Below are 17664 nucleotides of genomic sequence, written 5' to 3'. Positions count from 1 at the left end.
GGACCTCGGGTGCGGTGCTGGTGCTCGGGGACTAGATGGACGAGTTGAACTCGCCCGTACCGGCGGGGCGCGACTCGCGAACCTCGGTCACTCGACCGGTGGACCGCTGGATGCGGAGCTCACGCGTGTCGATCGTCGCGAGTAGGGCCGTCCGCTTGGTGGCCGGTCGAGTCGCGCCCGGTCGGCGGATCGGCTTCGTGCCCGGAACGTTCATGGATTTCTCGTCCTCCTCAGGTGACCAATGCGTCATCAGCCCCTGGCCGACGAGATCCCGTGGCAAGGGCCTGGTCATTGAGGTTCGGACGACAGCGTAGGGCATGGTTCTATCATGCACGCCCTATACCACGCACGCCTCCGAGGGTAAAGGGTGCCTGTTCCCCCACAGGCGGCCTGGCGCATATTCAAGATTGACGAGAGCATGACCGTCCCGTCGGCTTTCCGGTATCCGTACGAGGTGTGCATGGCTGCGACGCCCGGCCCCAGCACTACGGTGAGTGATCGAGATCTGCCCCCGTTGTTCCGTGTGTGCGATGAGAAGGCGGTGACCCATCAGGGCGAATCCTTCAAGGTGGTCCGTAAACAACTGGTCGTCCTGCTCCTCGCGACCGCGACCGCTTCACTGGCGGAACGGATGGGGAGCCGGGTGCCGTCCGCCGTCGCGGCGGTGCTCTACGCCCTGACGGTAGGGATCGGCGTCTACGCCTCCCGGCGCCGTGCTCGGGCGCAGTGGCAGGCTCATCGGGCCGCTGCCGAGGTGGTCAAGTCGCTGTCCTGGCAGTTCATGGTTCATGGCGGGCCGTTCCCGTCACGGCTCGTCAACCCCGAGGCGCTGTTCGCCGAACGGCTGGAGGAGCGGCTCAGCGAACTGCGCAAGGTGGGCTGGGACGATCCGCGCGAGGATGCGGCCGAACGGGGGCTCGGGCAGATCACGCCGATGATGCGTGCGGTGCGTGCCAAGCCGCTCGCGTCGCGGCGCGACATCTATCTCCGCGACCGGGTCATGGAGCAACTCGCGTGGTACGGCAGCAAGTCCGGGCAGGGGCACCGCGCGTCCGTGCGCTGGTCGGGCACGACGACCTTTCTGACGCTGTTGGCGCTGCTCGCCGCCGTGCTCAGGGCCGGCGGGCTGATCGAGGGCCGCTGGGATCCGACCGGAGTCCTGAGCGCCGCGGCCGCGGCGGGCGTGGCCTGGCAGGAGGTCCGGCGGCACCGGCCGTTGACATACGCGCACAAGCTCGTCGAACAGGACCTGGAGACCCTGCGCGTCGCCATGAGCACCACCGTCCGGGAGGACGGCTGGGCCGACGCGGTCGCGGAGGCGGAGCGGCTGGTCTCGCCGCAGCACACGGACTGGCTGGCGCGGTTCGGGTCCTGACGGGACGGCGGAGGAGTGGGGCGCTCAGGTCAGGCGCGGCGTACGCCCGGACTCCACAGCACCGTCACCGGGACGCCTGTGAGGTGGGCGTAGCCGACGATGTCCGCCGTACCGCCGAGGCCGCGGGACGGGGCGCCGTCCCAGATGGCGATCATGCGGTCCGCGTGGTCGACGATGTAGCGGCCGGCCGCGTAGTACGCCTCCTCGTGGGTGCGTTCGCGCGGCAGTTCGACGCGTTCGCCGGAGCACTTGAGGAGCCGGCGGTAGGTGGCCCGGACCTCGTCGTCGCCGAGGTGGGCCTCGTAGTCCATGCCGGGGATCACGGCGGCCAGCCGCATGCCGCTTTCGAGGGCGATCTCCGCGAAGAGCTGGTCGGCGCCGGCGGCGAGGCTGCTGAGGGCCCGGGTGGTGGCGGGGCGGCCTCGTAACTCCGCCCGGATGCCCGAGCGGACGGCGGAGAGCACGGCTTCCGGGATCTCCCGATGTCCGGTGATACCGATGCGGGTCACGGGCCCTGGCATCCGTGTGCTCACCTCCGTGGCCGCGTTCCTCCAAGTAACCCTAGCGTCGGGGGACTTCGGCGAGAACGATGCGTACGGGCGTTCGGTGGGGCGTCGCGGGCTCACGGGGGCGACCGCCGGGTGACCGCCGTGGTGCCGGCCGCCCCTGCGTGCTCCGGGTGCTGCCACTCGTGTGGGAATGCTCGGAGGAATGCGCGCGGGGAATGCCCGGAGAGTTGTTCAGAAGGCTGTTCGGAGAGCTGTTCGGAGAAGTGTTCGCAGGGGGTTGCCCGGGGGCGGCTGTGCGGGGTTGTCGGTCAGTCGCTCACCGGGTCCAGGCTGATGGGTGCGATGCGGCCCTCCAGCATGGCGCCGATGCCGAGGGCGGCGCAGACGTCGGGGCGTTCGGCGATGCCCACCGGCATGCCGGTGGCGTGGCGGAGCATCTGGTCGAAGCCGGGGAGGAGGGCGCTGCCGCCGACCATCATGATGCCGCGGTCGGCGAGGTCGGCCACCAGGTCGGGCGGGCAGTCCCGCAGCACCTTGCCGATGCCGTCGACCACGGCGGTCAGCGGGGTCTGGATGGCGTCGCGTACGGCCGCGGTGTCCACCTGGACGGAGCGGGCGAGCCCGGTCGCCACGTCGAGGCCGTGGATCTCGGTGGAGGCGGGGCCGTGCGGGGTGAGGCCGTTGCCGGAGAGAGCGAGCTGGAGCGGTCGTACGGACTGGCTGGGCAGTGTCAGCTCGTGCCTCAGGCGCAGGTGCTGCACGATCGCGTGGTCGATGGCCTCGCCGCCGACGGGGATGCGTACGGCGCTGACCACCGAGCCGAGGGAGAGGACGGCGAGCTCGGTCGCCCCCGCCCCGCAGACCATGATCATCGTGGCCTCGGGCTGCTCGACCGGCAGTCCGCAGCCGACGGCCGCCGCGATGAGCGTGTCGACCAGTTCCACACGGCGGGCGCCGAGGCCCACGAGGGTCTCGATCGTGGCGCGCTGGGCGAGCGGGTCCGCGCCGTGCGGGGTGCACGCGGCGGCGCGCAGGACGGGTTTGCGGCGCAGGTTGCGGCGGACCCTGTCACCCAGGAGCTGGCGGAGCATGCGCTGGGCCATCTCGATGTCGACCACCGTGCCGCCGGAGACGGGCCGTACGACCCGGATGTAGTCGGGCGTTCGGCCCATCATCCTCTCCGCGAACTCCCCGACCGCGATCAGCGCGCCCGTCCGGGTGTTCACGGCGGCCACGCTCGGCTGGTCCACGACCAGGCCGGCGCCCTTCACATACACCCGGGTCCGGGCGGCTCCGAGGTCGACGCCGAAGTGGCAGCGGCGCAGCTGCTCCAGACTGGCGGTCATCGCGGTCATTGCGGATCCTCCCGAAGGCACGGACCGTGCGGACCGCCGCCGGTCGGCGGTTCCCTGGTTCCCTCTGCATCGTGCGGGGGGTGGCGGCGTGGTGCCTGTTGGGGTGGGCCGGGTGGGGGTGCGGCTGGACGGGTGGTCCTGTGACGGGAGGTCAGGCGGGAACGGCCGGGCCGGGCGGGATCGGGCGGGGTGGGCCGAGGGCGGCCGTCAGTCGCGTGAGCGCGTCGCCCCGGGTTCGGCGGCCCGCCGTGGTATCTCCCGTACGACCTCCCGTACGACCCCCAGCTCCACCAGATCCTGTGGTCGTACGCGGAGCTCGTCCGCCGTTGCCCGCGTCAGCCTCTCGGGCCGTTTGAGGATCGCCGCCGCCAGTTCCGGGGCGATCACCGAGAAGTAGCTGTCCGGGGTGGCCCAGGTGTTGTCGGGGGCGGCGAGGGCGAGGGCGCCGCCCGAGCCGCCCTCGCCGATGAGGAGGGTGGTGAGGGGGGTGCGGGCGGTGGTGACGGTGGTGAAGAGGTCGGCGATGGCGGGGCCCGCGCCCTGCCGTTCGGCCTCGGCGTCGTTCGCGGCGCCGGGGGTGTCGACGAGGGTCAGGACGGGGATGCCCAGGCGGTCGGCGAGGCGGATCAGGCGGGCGGCGGTGCGGTAGCCCGCCGGGCGGGTCGGGGTGCCGCACTGGGCGGCGTAGGCGACGGTCCGGCCCTCGTGTTCGCCGAAGCCGCACAGCATGCCGGGATCGGTGCCGCCGGCGCGGTCCCCGCTGATGGCCGTGCGGTGGGTGAAGTAGGCGTCCAAGTAGGCCTCGGCGCGGGGACGTCGGGGGGAGCGGGCGCGTTGTACGGCTTCCCAGCCGGTGGTGGGGAGGAGGGGCGCCGTGGGGGGCGGGGGGAGCGGTCCGTCGGCGGCCGAGGGTGCGTTGTGGCTGGTCGCGCCCTGCGGCGGAGTCGCAGATGGGTACGGTCCCGCACCCCTTGAGGGCCCGCGACCCTCGTCGGGGGCGCCGTGCGGTGGGAGGGCGTGGGGTGGAGGTGCCGGGGTCGTGGAGGGGGCGGTCAGGAGGGTCAGCCAGAGGGCCAGCGTGTCGCGCAGGTCGTCCGGGTGGACCACCGCGTCGACCGAGCCCGCCGCCACCTGGGACTCGGCCGTGTACGCCGTCGGGTCCGCGTCGGGTGGGCGGACTCGGGAGCCGGCGAAGCCGACCTGGGCGTCGGGAAGGGCGAGGACGATGTCGGCGCCGGCGCCGAGGGTGGCCCAGCCGCCGCCCGTCGTGGGGTCGCGGAGAACCGCGATCTGGGGCAGTCCGGCCTCCCTCGTCAGCGCCGACTCGCGTGCCACGCGCTGGAGTTGGGTGAGGGCGCGCATACCTTCCTGCATGCGGCTGCCGCCGGTCGCGACCAGGGCGACGACCGGCAGGCGGTGCTCACGGGCGTAGGTGTACGCCGCCTCCAGGCGGTCGCCGGTGCGTTCGCCGAGCGAGCCGCCGAGGAAGCCGAACTCGAAGGAGATCAGTACGGCCGCCGTGGAGGTGGGGAGCCTCGACGGCGCCTCTGCCTCGCCGCGCTGCCGAGGCTCGGCGGACGTCCCCGGTGGCGCCACCCCGACTGCCGTGCCGGTGCCGATCACCTCGGTCTCCGTCGAGCTCGCCGTCCTCACCGTCCTCGCCGTCCTGGCGCCGATCACCGCGCGTCCCCACACCACCGACTCCTCCTCCCCGGTGCGCTCCGCGGCGCGGGCACGGGAGGTGTCGTAGCCGTGCCAGGTGAGGGGGCCGTCGGGGGCGTAGTCCCGTGGGGGCGTGGGGAGTTCCGTGAAGTCGTCGGTCAGGAGGGCGATGGCCTCGCGGGCCGAGCGGCGTCGGTCACTCATCCGTCCTCATCCGCCTTCAGCGCTCGCTTCATGATCTTGCCCATGTCGTTGCGGGGGAGGGCGGAGAGGTAGTGGACGGTTCGGGGGCGCTTGTGGGGGGAGAGGTGGGTGGCGACGTGGGTCGCCAACTCGGGTGCCGGGGGCGGGGACTGCGGGTCCGTCGGGACGATCCAGGCGACCACGCGTTCGCCGAGGTCGGGGTCCGGTTCGCCCGTGACGGCGGCTTCCCGTACCCCGGGGTGTTCCAGGAGCGCGTTCTCGATCTCGCCCGCGCCGATCTTGTAGCCGCCGCTCTTGATGAGGTCGGTGGCCTTGCGGCCGACGATGCGTACGTAGCCGTCGGGGTCGCGGACGGCCATGTCGCCGGTGCGGAACCAGCCGTCGGGGGTGAACGCGGCGGCGGTCGCGTCGGGGCGGTTGAGGTACTCGGTGAAGAGGTTCGGGCCGCGTACCTGGATCTCGCCGACCGACTCGCCGTCGTACGCGGTGAGGGGGGTGCCGTCGTCCTCGACCAGTCTCAACTCCACGCCCGGCAGCGGGAGTCCGACCGCGCCGGCGCGGGGTTCGCCGTCGGCGCGGACGCTGGTGTTCATGAGGGTCTCCGTCATGCCGTACCGCTCGATCACCCGGCGTCCGGTGGCCGCCGCGATCCGTTCGTGGTCGTGCACCGGCAGCGCGGCCGAGCCGGAGACGAGGAGGCGGGCACGGCCGAGTGCCTTCGCCAGTTCCGGGTCGGTGGGCAGGGTCTCCGCGATGCGGTGGTACATCGTCGGGACGCCGAACAGCATCGTCGCGCCGGCCGACAGCTCCTGTGCCACCGCGGTCGTGTCGAACCTGCCGAGGTGGCGGACCGAGCCGCCGCGTCGCAGCGGGCCCAGGATGCCCAGGATCAGGCCGTGCACGTGGAAGAGAGGGAGGGCGTGGACCAGTACGTCGTCGGCGGTCCACTGCCAGGCGTCGGCCAGCGCGTCCAGGGTGGTCGCGATGGCCCGGCGCGGGATGACGGCGCCCTTGGGCGGGCCGGTGGTGCCGGAGGTGTAGACGATCAGGGCCGCGTCGGTGTCGGCTGCCGCCCGTTCGCCGGCTGGGATCCGTCCGTCGGGGGCCGGTCCTCCGCTTGTGGTGACGGCCTCGCGCACACCGCGCGCATCACGCACATCGACATCGATGCGCTTCAGATCCCGGACGGGAGCGGGCAGTTCGTCGCCCGGGGCCGCGAGCACCAGTGACGGTGCGCTGTCGGAGAGGATGTGCCCGAGTTCCTTCTCCCCGGACTTCGGGTTCAGGGGTACGGCGGGTACACCGGCCCGCAGTGCCGCCACCACGGCCACGGCGGTCTCCAGCGTGGGGGTCGCCCAGACGGCGACCCGGCCGCCGCCCTTGACGCGGTCCGCCAGGGCGTCGGTGACGGCGGCGAGTTCCGCGTACGTCAGGGACCGTTCGCCGAAGCGCAGGGCGGGGCGTTCGGGGGTCATGGCTTCGCCGGTGAGGGCCGGGAAGAGTGGGGACACGTCTCGTACTCCTTGGTTGTCGCCGTCCGAGGTACCGCTACCGCACATGTGGCTATCCGAACCCCGGGACCACCAGCACCAGCCACACCACCGCGGGTACCACTGCCACCACGATCCCTCCGTAGATCATCAGCTGGCGGAAGAAACGCTCGCGGTCGACGTCCGGTGCGGCGGCCAGGACCAGTGCGCCGTTCGTGGAGAAGGGGCTCACGTCCACGACCGTCGCGGACACGGCGAGCGCCGCGATCATGCCGACCGCGCCGATCTCGCCCTGTGCCAGGAACGGTACGGCCAGGGGGATCAGGGCGCCCATGATGCCCACCGACGAGGCGAAGGCCGACACGATCGCGCCGATGTAGCAGAGCAGTACGGCGGCGAGGAGGGGGATGCCGATGTCGCTGACGCCCTCGCCGGCCCAGGTGATGGTGCCCATCTCGTCGAGTACGCCCACGTAGGTGAGGACGCCGCAGATGAGGAGGACCGTGGACCAGGCGATCTGGCTCACCGCCTTGCGGCTGTCGTCCGGCCAGACGGCGCTGAGGATGGCGGCGAGTGTCACCGCGGTGAGGCCCGCGTCCAGGTCGAGGGCGAGGACTGCGACGACCAGGGCGGCGAGGGAGGTGAGGGTGGCGATGCGGGCGGGGGTGAGGGTGGTCTCCGTGCTGGGGGCGGTTTCCGTGCTGAGGGTGGACGCGGTACCGGGGGTGGGGGCGGCCGGGGATGGGGTCCGCTGCTCGGCGGTTCGAGGTGCCGCTGCGCCCACCCTCCCCCACTCTCGACTTCGCTCGACCGGGGGGACCCCCATCGCCCCAGCGGCACGATTGCCCGCAGCTGTGTCAGCGGGGTGGGAGTCGTTGCCCGCGGTTGTGTGAGCGGGTTGCTTCCACAGCTTCAGTCCCCCGAACAGGACGAACACCACGCCTGCGATCACGAGGTTGGCGATCAGGGACGTCAGGAAGAGGGCGATCTCGTTGCCCGGGAGGTTCTCGCGTTCGACGATGCCGTTGACGATCGTGCCGTAGATGCTGATCGGGGAGAAGCCGCCGCCCTGGGCGCCGTGGACGACCATCGCGCCCATCAGGAGGGGGCTGATGCCGTAGCGCGAGGCGAAGCTGAGGGCGATGGGGGCGACGATCGCGACGGCGGCCGGGCTGACCGCGCCGATCGCCGTGAGCGCGCCGGTGATGAAGAACATCACCCAGGGGATCAGCGCCACCCGGCCCCGTACGAGCCGGATCGAGGCGTGCACGAGCCAGTCGGTGGTGCCGTTCGAGCGGGCGATCGCGAAGAGATAGGTGACGCCGACGAGGACGACGAACAGGTCGCCGGGGAAGCCGGCGAAGATGCCGTCCGCGTCGAGGTCGGCCACGAGTTCGCCCACGCCGAAGGCGGCGGCGAAGGCGAGCGCGCCCATGTTCACGGAGCGGGTCGTGGCGATGACGAACACCACGGCGAGGACGAGGATCGAGATGAGTTCGGGTGACATACCGGCTCCCGTCGGTGGGTCCCGGAACGGCTGGGGGAGGGGCTGAGGGGGAGAGCTGAGAACTCGGGGTGAGTGGCCGAGTGGCTGAGCCACTTACGGTTGGTCAGGGTGGGGGCGTACGACGGTGGCGTCAAGGGGGTGCGCGAAAATTGGTTCAGCCACTTGGCCACCGGGCCACTGATGCCCGCCGGTGTTACGCTCCCGACGAGCGACGCCCGGACGAGAGGGGGAACCGTGAGCGACGCCCTGCGCCCCATGGCCAAGCAGCGACTCTACGAACAGGTACTCGACCGGCTGCGTCAGTACGTCGTCGAGGGCGGTCTGAAGGCGGGGGACCGGCTGCCGCCCGAGCGGGACCTGGCCCAGCGGCTGGGGGTGAGCCGGGCCTCGGTCAAGCAGGCCATCGTGGTGCTGGAGGTCCAGGGCCTGGTGGAGGCGCGGCACGGCGGGGGCACGTATCTCGTCCGGGACAGCCTCGACGTCGAGCCCGTCGACGAGATGGTCGAACGGCGTCGGCGGCTGCCCGATGTGCTGGAGGCCCGCGAGGCGTTGGAGACGAAGCTCGCCGAACTGGCCGCCGAGCGCCGTACGGAGGACGACCTGGCCGCGATGCGGGACGCGCTCGCGCACATGGCCGGGGAGATCGAGCGGGACGGCCACGGTATTGAGGGCGACCGGCTCTTCCACGCGGCGGTCACGGCGGCCGCGCACAGCAGTCTGCTCGCCGAGTTCATGCGCTCCATCGCCGACCAGATCGCCGAGAGCCGCACCGAGTCGCTGCGCCAGCCGGGCCGCCCCGGCCGTTCCCTGGCCCAGCACCGGGCGATCCTCGACGCCATCGCAGCCGAGCAGCCCAAACAGGCGGCCACCGCGATGTGCCGCCACGTACGCACGGTCGCGAAGGTCCGCCTGCTGGACTGGGATCCGGGGGACTCGGCCTCCTGAGCGCGGCCCCGCAGCCGCTGATGCTCCTCTTGCCTGTCAGTGGTGGTCAGTACAGTCGGCCATCGAGGAGCAGGCAGGTGGACACGGGGGAATGCGGGGCTGCGGTGCGGGAGTTCGCCGGGGAGTTCGAGATCCATCTGACGGTGGTGTCCGGTTCCGGGGCCGGTTCCGGGCCCGTGGCCGGAGACGAGGGCCGGATACGTCGGTGGGCGGAGCACCATCGGGTGAAGTACACGCGGATCGCGCTCGACCGGGGCGCGACGCCCGACCAGCCGATGCTGACCGTGCGCGGCGTGGGTGGGTTGTCGGCGCAGCGCGTGGCCGCGTCGGTGTGGACCGGGCGACTGGGCGCCGCGGGGTTCGGGGTCGCCCGGGTGAAGATCGAGGCGGCACCGTGGAACGAGGACGTGCCGCGGAGCCCCGGCCGGGCCGAAACCGTCGGCGACGGCGAGAACACGGGTGTCGGCGTAGGCGGTGTCCTGGTTGGTGGCGCGGACCAGGCCGGTGTCGGAGACGGCGGCGTAACGGAGTTCCAGCATCGTGATGTCCTCCTCGGACGGGTGGGTGAGGTGGTCCACGAGGAAGGCCGCCAGGTCCCGTCGGGTCGCCGTCTCGGCCTCGACCCCGGCCCAGTACGCCCGTATCTCCCGGGCCGCCGGGCCCGGCGCCGGGCCCGGCGCCGGCGCGCACACCGTACGGATACGGGCCAGCGGCATGCCGAGCCGGCGCAGCCGGGCCACCAGCCGCGGCTGTTCCAGCTGCCCGGTGGCGTAGTAGCGGTAGCCGGTGTCCGGGTCGACCCGGGCGGGCCGGAGCAGCTCCAGCTCGTCGTAGAGCCGAAGTGCCTTCGGTGACGGCCGGCACGCCTTGGCGAAGGCCCCGATCGTCAGCATCTCCATGGCTCTTCCTGAATCCCCGTCGGTCCTGGCCGTGCCTGGCCGTTCCTCGTTGCGGATTCGATGCTGGGGCTTCACCGAAGGTGCAGGTCAAGCGCTGGTGTGGAGCCATACCGATCACGCGTTATCGTTTCGTGATCGACTCGACCACATCCGATCACATACCGATCACACTCTGAAGGAACATGAGCGCGCATAACGCAACACCTTCACGTAGCCCCGCCCGCCGCCGTCGCAGCGGCTCGGCGCGCGCCGCGGCGCAGGGGTCGGCCAAGGGCTCAGGGCGGCGGAGGAAGGGCCCCGCACGATGGGGGAAGGGGCCCCTGTGGGGCGGGCTCGGGGCCGTCGCGGCCCTCGGTGTCGCCGGATTCGCGGCGGTGGGCTGGACGACCGGCGGCACCGAGGAGTTAGCCGGCGAGGCGGCGGCCACCGCGTCCGCCGAGCCCTCTCCCGAGCGGTCGCGGCGTTCCCCCGGCCCGAGCGGCGGTTCCACCGCCGGTGCCGGCACCGGCGCCCCCGACAGCCCTTCCTCCTCGCCCTCCTCGCCCTCCTCGTCCGCTTCGGCACCGGGGAAGTCGGGGTCGTCGTCCCCCAGCGGTTCGCCGGTCACCATCCCCAGGACCGGGCCGGGCACCTTCATCACGGCCTCCGGCGGCAGCGGCAAGGTGGGGAAGGGGACCCCCCTGCGCTACCGGGTCGACGTGGAGAAGGGCCTGTCACTGTCCACCGCCGACGTCGCCGAGGAGGTGGAGGACATCCTCGCCGACCCGCGCGGCTGGACCGCGGACGGCGACTCGGCCTTCCAGCGGGTCTCCGGCGGCCGCACCGACTTCGTCGTCAAGGTCGCGACCCCCGGCACCGTCGACGACGTCTGCGGCAGGTTCGGGCTGAACACCCGCGGCGAGTTCAACTGCAACGTCGGCGACGACGTCATGGTCAACCTCGAACGCTGGGAACGGGCGACCCCCGTCTACGCCAAGGATGTCAAGGCCTACCGCGCCCTGATCATCAACCACGAGGTCGGTCACTTCCTCGGCCACGGCCACGTCACCTGCCCCGGCGAGGGCAAGCCCGCCCCGGCGATGATGCAGCAGATCAAGGGTATGAAGGGCTGCGTCCCCAACGTCTGGCCGTACGACAGCGAGGGCCGCCTCGTCACGGGGCCTTCCGTGCCGTGAGCGGGAGCGGCCCCGCGGAAACCCCCTCTCTCCAGGGCTTCCGGGATTGTTAGCCTGCGCCGAGACCGGTCGTCCGGGAACCTCCCCGGACAGCCGCCGCAGACGTACGAGAATGGAGCCCCCGTGGCCCGCACCGCCGCCCCACGCATAGCCGTCGCCACCTACGACCCCGGGCCGGAGACGAGCCGCGACCGGGATCTGCCGGTGCTCGTGCGGGCGCTGGGGGATGCCGGGGCCGACGCGACGGCCGTGCACTGGGACGACCCGGCGGCCGACTGGGCGGGTTACGACCTCGTCGTCATCCGCTCGACCTGGGACTACAGCTGGCGCGCGGCCGAGTTCGTGGCCTGGGCGGAGAAGGTCGGCGAGGTCACCCGGCTCGCCAACCCGGCTGGCGTCGTGCGCTGGAACACCGACAAGCGGTACCTCGGTGACCTCGCCGGCGCCGGGGTGCCCGTCGTGCCGACGGCCTATCTCGCGCCGGGCGAGACCGTGGAGCTCCCGGTGGCGCACGAGTACGTCGTGAAGCCCACCTCCGGCGCGGGCGCCCGGTTCGCCGCGCGGTACACCCCCGATCAGCGGGAGACCGCCGTACGGCACGTAGAGCGGATGCACGCCGAGGGGCTCACCGCCATGGTGCAGCCCTTCGTGACGAGCATCGACACCGACGGGGAGCGGGCCCTGCAGTTCTTCGGAGGCCGTCTGCTGCACGCCAGCCGCAAGGGGGCGGTGCTCGCGCCCGGCATCGCGTACGACGCCGACAAGATCGCCCACCCGGACCTGGAGCCCTGGACCCCGACCGAGGCCGAACTCGTCGTCGCCGAGCGGGCGTTGGCCGCCGTACCGGGGAATCCCGAGCTGCTGTACGCGCGCGTCGACCTCGTCACCGGGGAGGACGGGCGACCGTGCGTGATGGAACTGGAGCTCGTCGAGCCCAACCTCTTCCTGTGGCTGCACCCGGACTCGCTGCCCCACGTGGTCGAAGCGATCCTGGCGGCCGCTATCACCGCCTGACTCCCGGGCACCCGCCCCGGCCCCACGAGCCCCCTCACCCGAAGAGGCGGGAAATCCGCGAAGCGCGCGTCCTGCCCGTGCCCGCTGCCTACCCTTCGGGGTTACAACAGCGCGTACGGGAACCACAACTGAGGGCTTGACATCCTCCCCTCCCTTGAACTGGAGGGGATTCCTGGCTCAGGCCGCCTCCCGGGCCGGCGGCCCGGGAGGTCTAACGCCCTCGGCACCAGCCGGGTTGAGACCAGCCCGGACGAGCATCACGCGGGCGGAGTTCTTGTCCCTGGGGGAGACGGCTCCGCACGCGGTGCAGGTGTAGGTACGTTCCGAAAGAGGAAGTGCGTGCTTGGTTGTCGCTCCGCAGGACGCGCAGTCCATGGTGGTGTGCGCGGGGTGGACGAGGCGGATGTCCCGCCCGTGCTTGCGGCCCATCTCGATCAGAGCCGACTTGGTCGCGCCGATCGCGGCATCCGCGGCCTTGCGGGCCATGGTGGTCTTGGCGAGGAACTTCGGGCGGAAGTCCTCGACAGCGATCGCGTCGTGGTCCCGCACAGCGGACTTGGCCCACTTGCGGGCGGTGTCCTGCCGCTGCCGGGCAACCTTCTTGTGGAGCTTCGCGGTCTGCCGCTGGGCTTCGCGGTAGCCCTTGGATGCGGCCTGCCCCTTGGCGGGGCGACGGCGGGCCGTCATCCGCTGGTAGTGCGCGAGACGCTGCGCTGCACTCTTCCCGTGCTGGGCATGTGGGAGGTCGTGGGCGTCGCTGGTCGTGGTGGCGGTTTCCCTGACGCCCCAGTCGACCCCGAGGACGGCTCCGGTCGCGGGGAGCGCCTGCACATCGGTCGCGACGACGAACGAGGCGTACCAGTGGCCGAGGCTGTCCCGCTACACGCGCACGCTCGACGGTGCGGCTGGCAGCTCGCGGGACCACACCACGGTCAGGTCGATGCCGCCAGCGAGGTGCAGGCGACCGCCCTTCAGTCGGAAGCCCCGGGTGGTGTAGTTCAGCGTGGGCAGGGCCTCACGCTTCTTCTTGTGGCGCGGCATTCCGGCACGCTGCCGCGTGGGCAGCCGCTTGTCGATGTCCTTGAGCGCCCTGGAGCGGGACTTGGTGAAGTCCCGGATGATCTGCTGCTGCGGGACGCTCGCGCCGTCGTGGAGCCACGGCATGCGTGCGCGAGCCTCGGTCAACATCTTGTCGAGCTGTGCCGGGCCGCACGTCAGCCTGTCGTCCGGGGTGGTCCTGTTGTGGGCGTGCACCTGGCGGGACTTGACCACGCACTCGTTCCAGATCCACCGGCACCGGTCCCACTCGGCGAGCAAGGCGGTGTGGGCGGTCGACGACGGGCGCAGCCGGTAGGTGTACCGGGCGTGCCCGGCATCCCTCGATGCCTTCCGTGGTGTCTTAATGGTGTCACTTTACCACTCGTAAGCCGTCCGGATGTCACTACTCTGGAGTCATGGATGAAGAGAAGCGCATCACGCTCCGCCTGCCCGCCGACCTGCACGCGTGGCTGGCCGCTCAAGCCAGATCGGCCCGCAGGTCCCTCAACTCCGAGATCGTCTATCGGCTGGAGGCCGGACGCGACACTGTCGAGGCGGATGCCGAATCGCCCTGACTGTGATTCGGCTTTCCCTGCCCTGCTCCGCAGGAGTCCGATTCCTCCCCGGCCTGAAGGCCGGGGCACCCTTGGAGGAACCCGGTGACCAGGATCGTGGGCGGATCGGAGTCGCGGCGCCCTTCCGGTTTCCCGGCGGAGCTGACGAGCTTCGTGGGGCGACGGGACGAGGCGGCCGATGTCAGACGGTTGTTGTCGGCGGGCAGACTGCTGACGCTGACGGGACCCGGCGGGGTGGGCAAGACCCGCCTCGCCGGGCATGTGGCGGGCCAGGTCGCACGGGCCTTCCCGGACGGCGTGTGGCTCGTACCGCTGGCCGCGCTGAGCGACGAGGCGTTCGTCCCGCACGCCGTGAACGACGTGCTCGGTGTCCGCAACGAGACCGTACGGCCCCCGCTGGAGATCCTCGTCGACCACCTGCGCGGGCGGCGCTTACTCATCGTGCTCGACAACTGCGAGCATCTGCTGCGCAGTTGCGCGGTCCTCGCGGGGACCGTGCTGGCGGCCACCGAGGGCGTACGGATCCTCGCCACCAGCAGGCACCGGCTCGGGCTGGCCGGGGAACAGCTCTTCGAGGTGCCGCCGTTGCCCGCGCCCGCGCCGGAGGAACTGACCCCGTCGGCGGTCGAGTCCTTCCCCGCGCTGCGGCTGTTCGCCGACCGGGCGGCGGCCGTGGTCCCCGGCTTCACCGTCGGCGAGGCGAACCAGCAGGCCGTGGCCCGCCTCTGCCGGCGCCTCGACGGACTGCCGCTGGCCATCGAGCTGGCGGCGGTCCGGGTGCGCGCCCTCGGCGTGGAGCAGCTCGTCGAACGCCTCGACGACCGCTACCAGCTCCTCACCTGCGGCAGCCCGACCTCCGAGCCCCGCCACCGCACCCTGCGCTCCGCCGTCGACTGGAGCCATGAACTGTGCACCCCGCAGGAGCAGCTGGTGTGGGCGTGGTTGTCGGTGTTCGTCGGCGGCTTCGACCTGGCCGCCGCTGAGGCGGTCTGCGCCGGGGCGGACGCCGGTTCCCGGGAGGAGATCGCCCCGTGCGCCGTCCTGGACGCCGTCGCCGGGCTCGTCGACAAATCGGTGCTCGTCCGGGAGGAGCATGCCGGGCAGGTGCGCTACCGCCTGCTGGTCTCCCTGCGCGACTACGGACTGGAGAAGCTTAACGACCTGGGTGAGGCGACCGACACCAGGCGGCGCCACCGCGACCACTTCGCGCGGCTCGGCGCCGAGTACGAGCAGGCCTGGTTCGGCCCCGACCAGGCGGAGATCACCGAACGGCTGCGGATCGACCAGGACAACTTCCGGGCCGCCCTCGACTTCTGCCTCACCACCCCCGGCGAGGCCCAGCACGGGCTGCGGCTCGCCGCCGGCCTGTGGTTCCACTGGGTCGCGGGCGGCATCTGGGGCGAGGGCCGGCACTGGATGGACGGCGCCCTGCGGGCCGGGGCCCGGCCGGACGTGACCCTGACCCGCGCCATGTGGGCGGGCGCCCTGACCTCGCTGGTGCACAGCCGCTCCGCCGCCGTCCTGGCCGGCCTCGACCCGGTGCGGACCGCGTACGACGCCGACGAGGAACTTCCGGTGCCCACGCCCTCGCCCGTACCGGCCGGCGCGCTCGCCCCGGTCCGGGCCCGCGCCTCCACCGCCTTCGTCGTCCTCACCCGCGTCGAACTGGCCTGCACCCTCGTCAGCCGGGGCCGCGCGGCGGAGGCGATCCCGCTGTGCGCCGAGGCCGTCGCCCTCTGCGAGGCGCACGGCGAACAGTGGGCCCGCTCCTGGGCGCTGCGCACCCTCGCCCTCGCGCACTGGTCGGCCGGGCAGTACGACCGTGCCGCCGAGCATGCCCGCGACTGTCTGCGGCTGCCGTACACCGTGCGCCAGCACCAGAGCCTCGCCCGTACCCTCGACCTGCTCGCCGCCGCCGAGGCCCTGGCGGGCGGCGCCGAGCGGGCCGGCGTCCTGCGCGGCGCCGCCGACCGCATCTGGCACGACATCGGCGGCAAGCCCATGGACGCCCTCCGGCCCGGCCGCCCCCGCGCCGCCGAACACCACGCCCGGAGCACCCTCGGTGACCACGCCTATGCCCTGTCCCTCCGCCGAGGCGGCCGTCTGACGGCGGAGCAGGCGGTGGCGTACGCGCTGGGTGAGCCGCGGGAGGGGTCCGCCCCGGCCGTACGCACGCGGGCTGCCTCGACCGCACGGGAGGGTGGCGCCCCGGCCGGGAGCCCCATCGGTGCGGCACCGGCACCGGCACCGGCATCGGCCCGGGCGCCGAGCGCCGATCCCGTCCCCGACCCGGTCCCGCTCACCCGCCGTGAACTCCAGGTCGCGGCCCTCGTCGCCCAGGGGCGTACCAACAAGCAGATCGCCGATCACCTGGTCATCGCCCGCCGCACCGCCGAGGGCCATGTGGAGCGCATCCTCGTGAAGCTGGGCTTCCACAACCGCAGTCAGGTGGCGGCCTGGTTCAGCGCGCGGGCCGGGCTGTGACGGGGGCCGGCAGGGGCATGGACAGGGTGGCCGTGGTGCCCCGGGCGGTGCTGTGGACGGCGATACGGCCGGTGGTGCCGACGCCGACGATGAGTGACTCGGCGAGACGCAGCCCGTGCCCCTCGGGCCGTCGCGGGGCTGCGCCCACTGTCCGTCACCTCGCAGCGCAACTCGCCCGCCACCACTCGCAGTTCGACGGCACTCGCCCCGCCCCCGTGCACCGCGGCGTTCGTCGCGATCTCCGACACGGCCTGTACGAAAGCGCCTGTGACGGCGGTGGCGAGACGGGCCCGCAGCGCCGCCTCCTCGACCAGTGAGCGCACCAGGGGGAGTTCGGCGCCGTCGAACTCCATCAGCAGCACCAGGCCCTCGCTCACCCGGCGTCTCCCCCGTTCCCTTCTCCCTCCACGCTGACCAGTAACTGGGGCACCTCGTCGGCGCCCAGCTGCGCCAGGACCAGCCCCAGCAGCTCGCCGCAGCGCACGGTGACCTCGCTGCCGGCCGGGAGCGACGCGGCGAGGCTGATCAGCTGCCAGGCGCAGTGGGCCTCCATGAAGCACAGGTCACGGAGGTCGAGGACGAGGTGGCTGGGACCGGTGTCGTCACGGCGTTCCAGTGCCTCGCGCAGGATCTCGACGAACGCGGTGCGCGTGCTCGGCTCGGCGGTGCCGGCGATCCGTCCGCCGTCGGGGGTCTCGGTGACCTTCAGGGAGTCGAGGCGTTCCGTGACCCGTAGCGGGTGGACCTTGTCGACGCGGGCTGTGAGGTCGTCGTCGAAGTGCCGGCGGTCGTACCAGCAGATCGCGGTGAACAGCGGGTCCGCGAACAGCGGTGCCACGGACGCCTCGTAGTCGAGCAGCCGGTCGTGGCCGAGGTTCATCCGGGGTGCCCAGCTCATGTCGGCGGCGACCCGCAGTCCCGCCCAGCCCTCGTCGCAGGCGCGGTCGACCTCGGCGGCGTACGTGTCGATCGTGCGCCGCTCCTGGAAGCGGCCGTCGGGGGCGTAGACCTCCGTGTTGCGTTTGAGCGACAGCTGACCGCCGGCCCGCGCCGCCACGACCTGCCCGCTGCCCCGGTCCAGCAGGGTGACCACCTCGTCGTCGCTCAGGTCGTCGGGGTCCATGACCAGCAGGACCTTCTCCCCGCGCGCCAGACTCGTCCGGGTGTAGGCGGTGAACACCTTCCACGGCGACTCCCCGGCTCCCTCGATGTCCCCCGGACCCATACAGGCGTGATCCCCCAGCCGCAGCCGCTCGACGGGCACGGTTCGCTCCGCGCGGTGCTGGGTCGTCATGGGGGTTGCCTTTCCGTGAGATCAGGACTCTGCACGGACAGTAGGCCCAGCGGTGCTCCCCACGGCCGGATGATCGTCAATCGTCTGCTTGGGAGGCCAAGTCGAGCGGTTGGGGAAGAAGCTGATCGAAAGAGTGCG

14 protein-coding genes and 2 pseudogenes are annotated in these 17664 nt (G+C 72.2%); 6 read left to right on the top strand and 10 right to left on the bottom strand.

Going from position 1 to position 17664, the window contains the following annotated elements; all coding sequences use genetic code 11:
- Nucleotides 1-31: 31 nt before the first annotated feature.
- The gene (locus tag OG858_RS14440; protein WP_328544822.1) at nt 32-214 is read right to left on the bottom strand and encodes a hypothetical protein; all 183 of its coding nucleotides are present in this window, start codon (nt 212-214) and stop codon (nt 32-34) included.
- A gap of 246 nt (nt 215-460) precedes the next feature.
- Between OG858_RS14440 and OG858_RS14435 the strand changes: the two genes are divergently transcribed.
- Nucleotides 461-1375 (top strand): DUF4231 domain-containing protein, encoded by a 915-nt coding sequence (locus OG858_RS14435; RefSeq protein WP_086750371.1) that lies wholly within the window; start codon nt 461-463, stop codon nt 1373-1375.
- Between the two features lie 29 nt (nt 1376-1404).
- Here the strand turns inward: OG858_RS14435 and OG858_RS14430 are convergent, their stop codons facing one another.
- From OG858_RS14430 to OG858_RS14410, 5 genes are all read right to left on the bottom strand, one after another.
- On the bottom strand, nt 1405-1884 hold the full coding sequence (locus OG858_RS14430) for a hypothetical protein (protein WP_086750366.1): 480 nt from the start codon (nt 1882-1884) through the stop codon (nt 1405-1407).
- 308 nt (nt 1885-2192) lie between these two features.
- Complete coding sequence (locus tag OG858_RS14425) at nt 2193-3230, bottom strand: rod shape-determining protein (protein ID WP_086750370.1); 1038 nt, start codon at nt 3228-3230, stop codon at nt 2193-2195.
- Nucleotides 3231-3446: 216 nt separating this feature from the next.
- Nucleotides 3447-5105 carry a carboxyl transferase domain-containing protein gene (locus OG858_RS14420; RefSeq protein WP_328544823.1) on the bottom strand — a complete coding sequence of 553 codons (1659 nt, stop codon included), beginning with the start codon at nt 5103-5105 and terminating at the stop codon, nt 3447-3449.
- Nucleotides 5102-6616 (bottom strand): acyl-CoA synthetase, encoded by a 1515-nt coding sequence (locus OG858_RS14415; protein WP_327748933.1) that lies wholly within the window; start codon nt 6614-6616, stop codon nt 5102-5104. Before OG858_RS14415 ends, OG858_RS14420 begins: the two co-directional genes overlap by 4 nt.
- A gap of 52 nt (nt 6617-6668) precedes the next feature.
- Complete coding sequence (locus tag OG858_RS14410; protein WP_319064728.1) at nt 6669-8102, bottom strand: SLC13 family permease; 1434 nt, start codon at nt 8100-8102, stop codon at nt 6669-6671.
- 234 nt (nt 8103-8336) lie between these two features.
- Between OG858_RS14410 and OG858_RS14405 the strand changes: the two genes are divergently transcribed.
- The gene (locus OG858_RS14405; RefSeq protein WP_319259407.1) at nt 8337-9047 is read left to right on the top strand and encodes a FadR/GntR family transcriptional regulator; all 711 of its coding nucleotides are present in this window, start codon (nt 8337-8339) and stop codon (nt 9045-9047) included.
- A 413-nt stretch (nt 9048-9460) separates the two neighbouring features.
- Here OG858_RS14405 and OG858_RS14400 read toward each other — a convergent pair.
- Nucleotides 9461-9946, bottom strand: a pseudogene (locus tag OG858_RS14400) (MerR family transcriptional regulator); the annotation flags it as partial.
- Between the two features lie 182 nt (nt 9947-10128).
- Between OG858_RS14400 and OG858_RS14395 the strand changes: the two are divergent.
- Both OG858_RS14395 and OG858_RS14390 read left to right on the top strand, forming a co-directional pair.
- On the top strand, nt 10129-11121 hold the full coding sequence (locus OG858_RS14395; RefSeq protein ID WP_328544824.1) for a DUF3152 domain-containing protein: 993 nt from the start codon (nt 10129-10131) through the stop codon (nt 11119-11121).
- Between the two features lie 123 nt (nt 11122-11244).
- Nucleotides 11245-12135, top strand: coding sequence for an ATP-grasp domain-containing protein (locus tag OG858_RS14390; protein ID WP_327723974.1), 891 nt, complete (start codon nt 11245-11247; stop codon nt 12133-12135).
- Between the two features lie 177 nt (nt 12136-12312).
- Here OG858_RS14390 and OG858_RS14385 read toward each other — a convergent pair.
- Nucleotides 12313-13539, bottom strand: a pseudogene (locus tag OG858_RS14385) (RNA-guided endonuclease InsQ/TnpB family protein).
- 50 nt (nt 13540-13589) lie between these two features.
- Between OG858_RS14385 and OG858_RS14380 the strand changes: the two are divergent.
- Both OG858_RS14380 and OG858_RS14375 read left to right on the top strand, forming a co-directional pair.
- Nucleotides 13590-13748, top strand: coding sequence for an Arc family DNA-binding protein (locus OG858_RS14380; protein WP_086749919.1), 159 nt, complete (start codon nt 13590-13592; stop codon nt 13746-13748).
- A gap of 84 nt (nt 13749-13832) precedes the next feature.
- Nucleotides 13833-16232, top strand: coding sequence for a LuxR C-terminal-related transcriptional regulator (locus OG858_RS14375; RefSeq protein ID WP_328544825.1), 2400 nt, complete (start codon nt 13833-13835; stop codon nt 16230-16232).
- Here OG858_RS14375 and OG858_RS14370 read toward each other — a convergent pair.
- Nucleotides 16193-16609, bottom strand: coding sequence for an ATP-binding protein (locus OG858_RS14370; RefSeq protein ID WP_256960628.1), 417 nt, complete (start codon nt 16607-16609; stop codon nt 16193-16195). The two genes, OG858_RS14375 and OG858_RS14370, sit on opposite strands and share 40 nt — an antisense overlap.
- A complete protein-coding gene (locus OG858_RS14365) occupies nt 16606-17526 on the bottom strand; it encodes an MEDS domain-containing protein (RefSeq protein ID WP_086749921.1) in 921 nt (306 codons plus the stop codon). The genes OG858_RS14370 and OG858_RS14365 overlap by 4 nt, the downstream gene beginning before the upstream one ends.
- Between the last annotated feature and the right edge of the window lie 138 nt (nt 17527-17664).

Origin of the sequence: Streptomyces europaeiscabiei, assembly GCF_036346855.1 — a bacterium.
Taxonomy (GTDB): domain Bacteria; phylum Actinomycetota; class Actinomycetes; order Streptomycetales; family Streptomycetaceae; genus Streptomyces; species Streptomyces europaeiscabiei.
The sequence above is the reverse complement of the archived record's forward strand: the minus strand, read 5'-3'. Positions and strand labels throughout refer to the sequence as shown.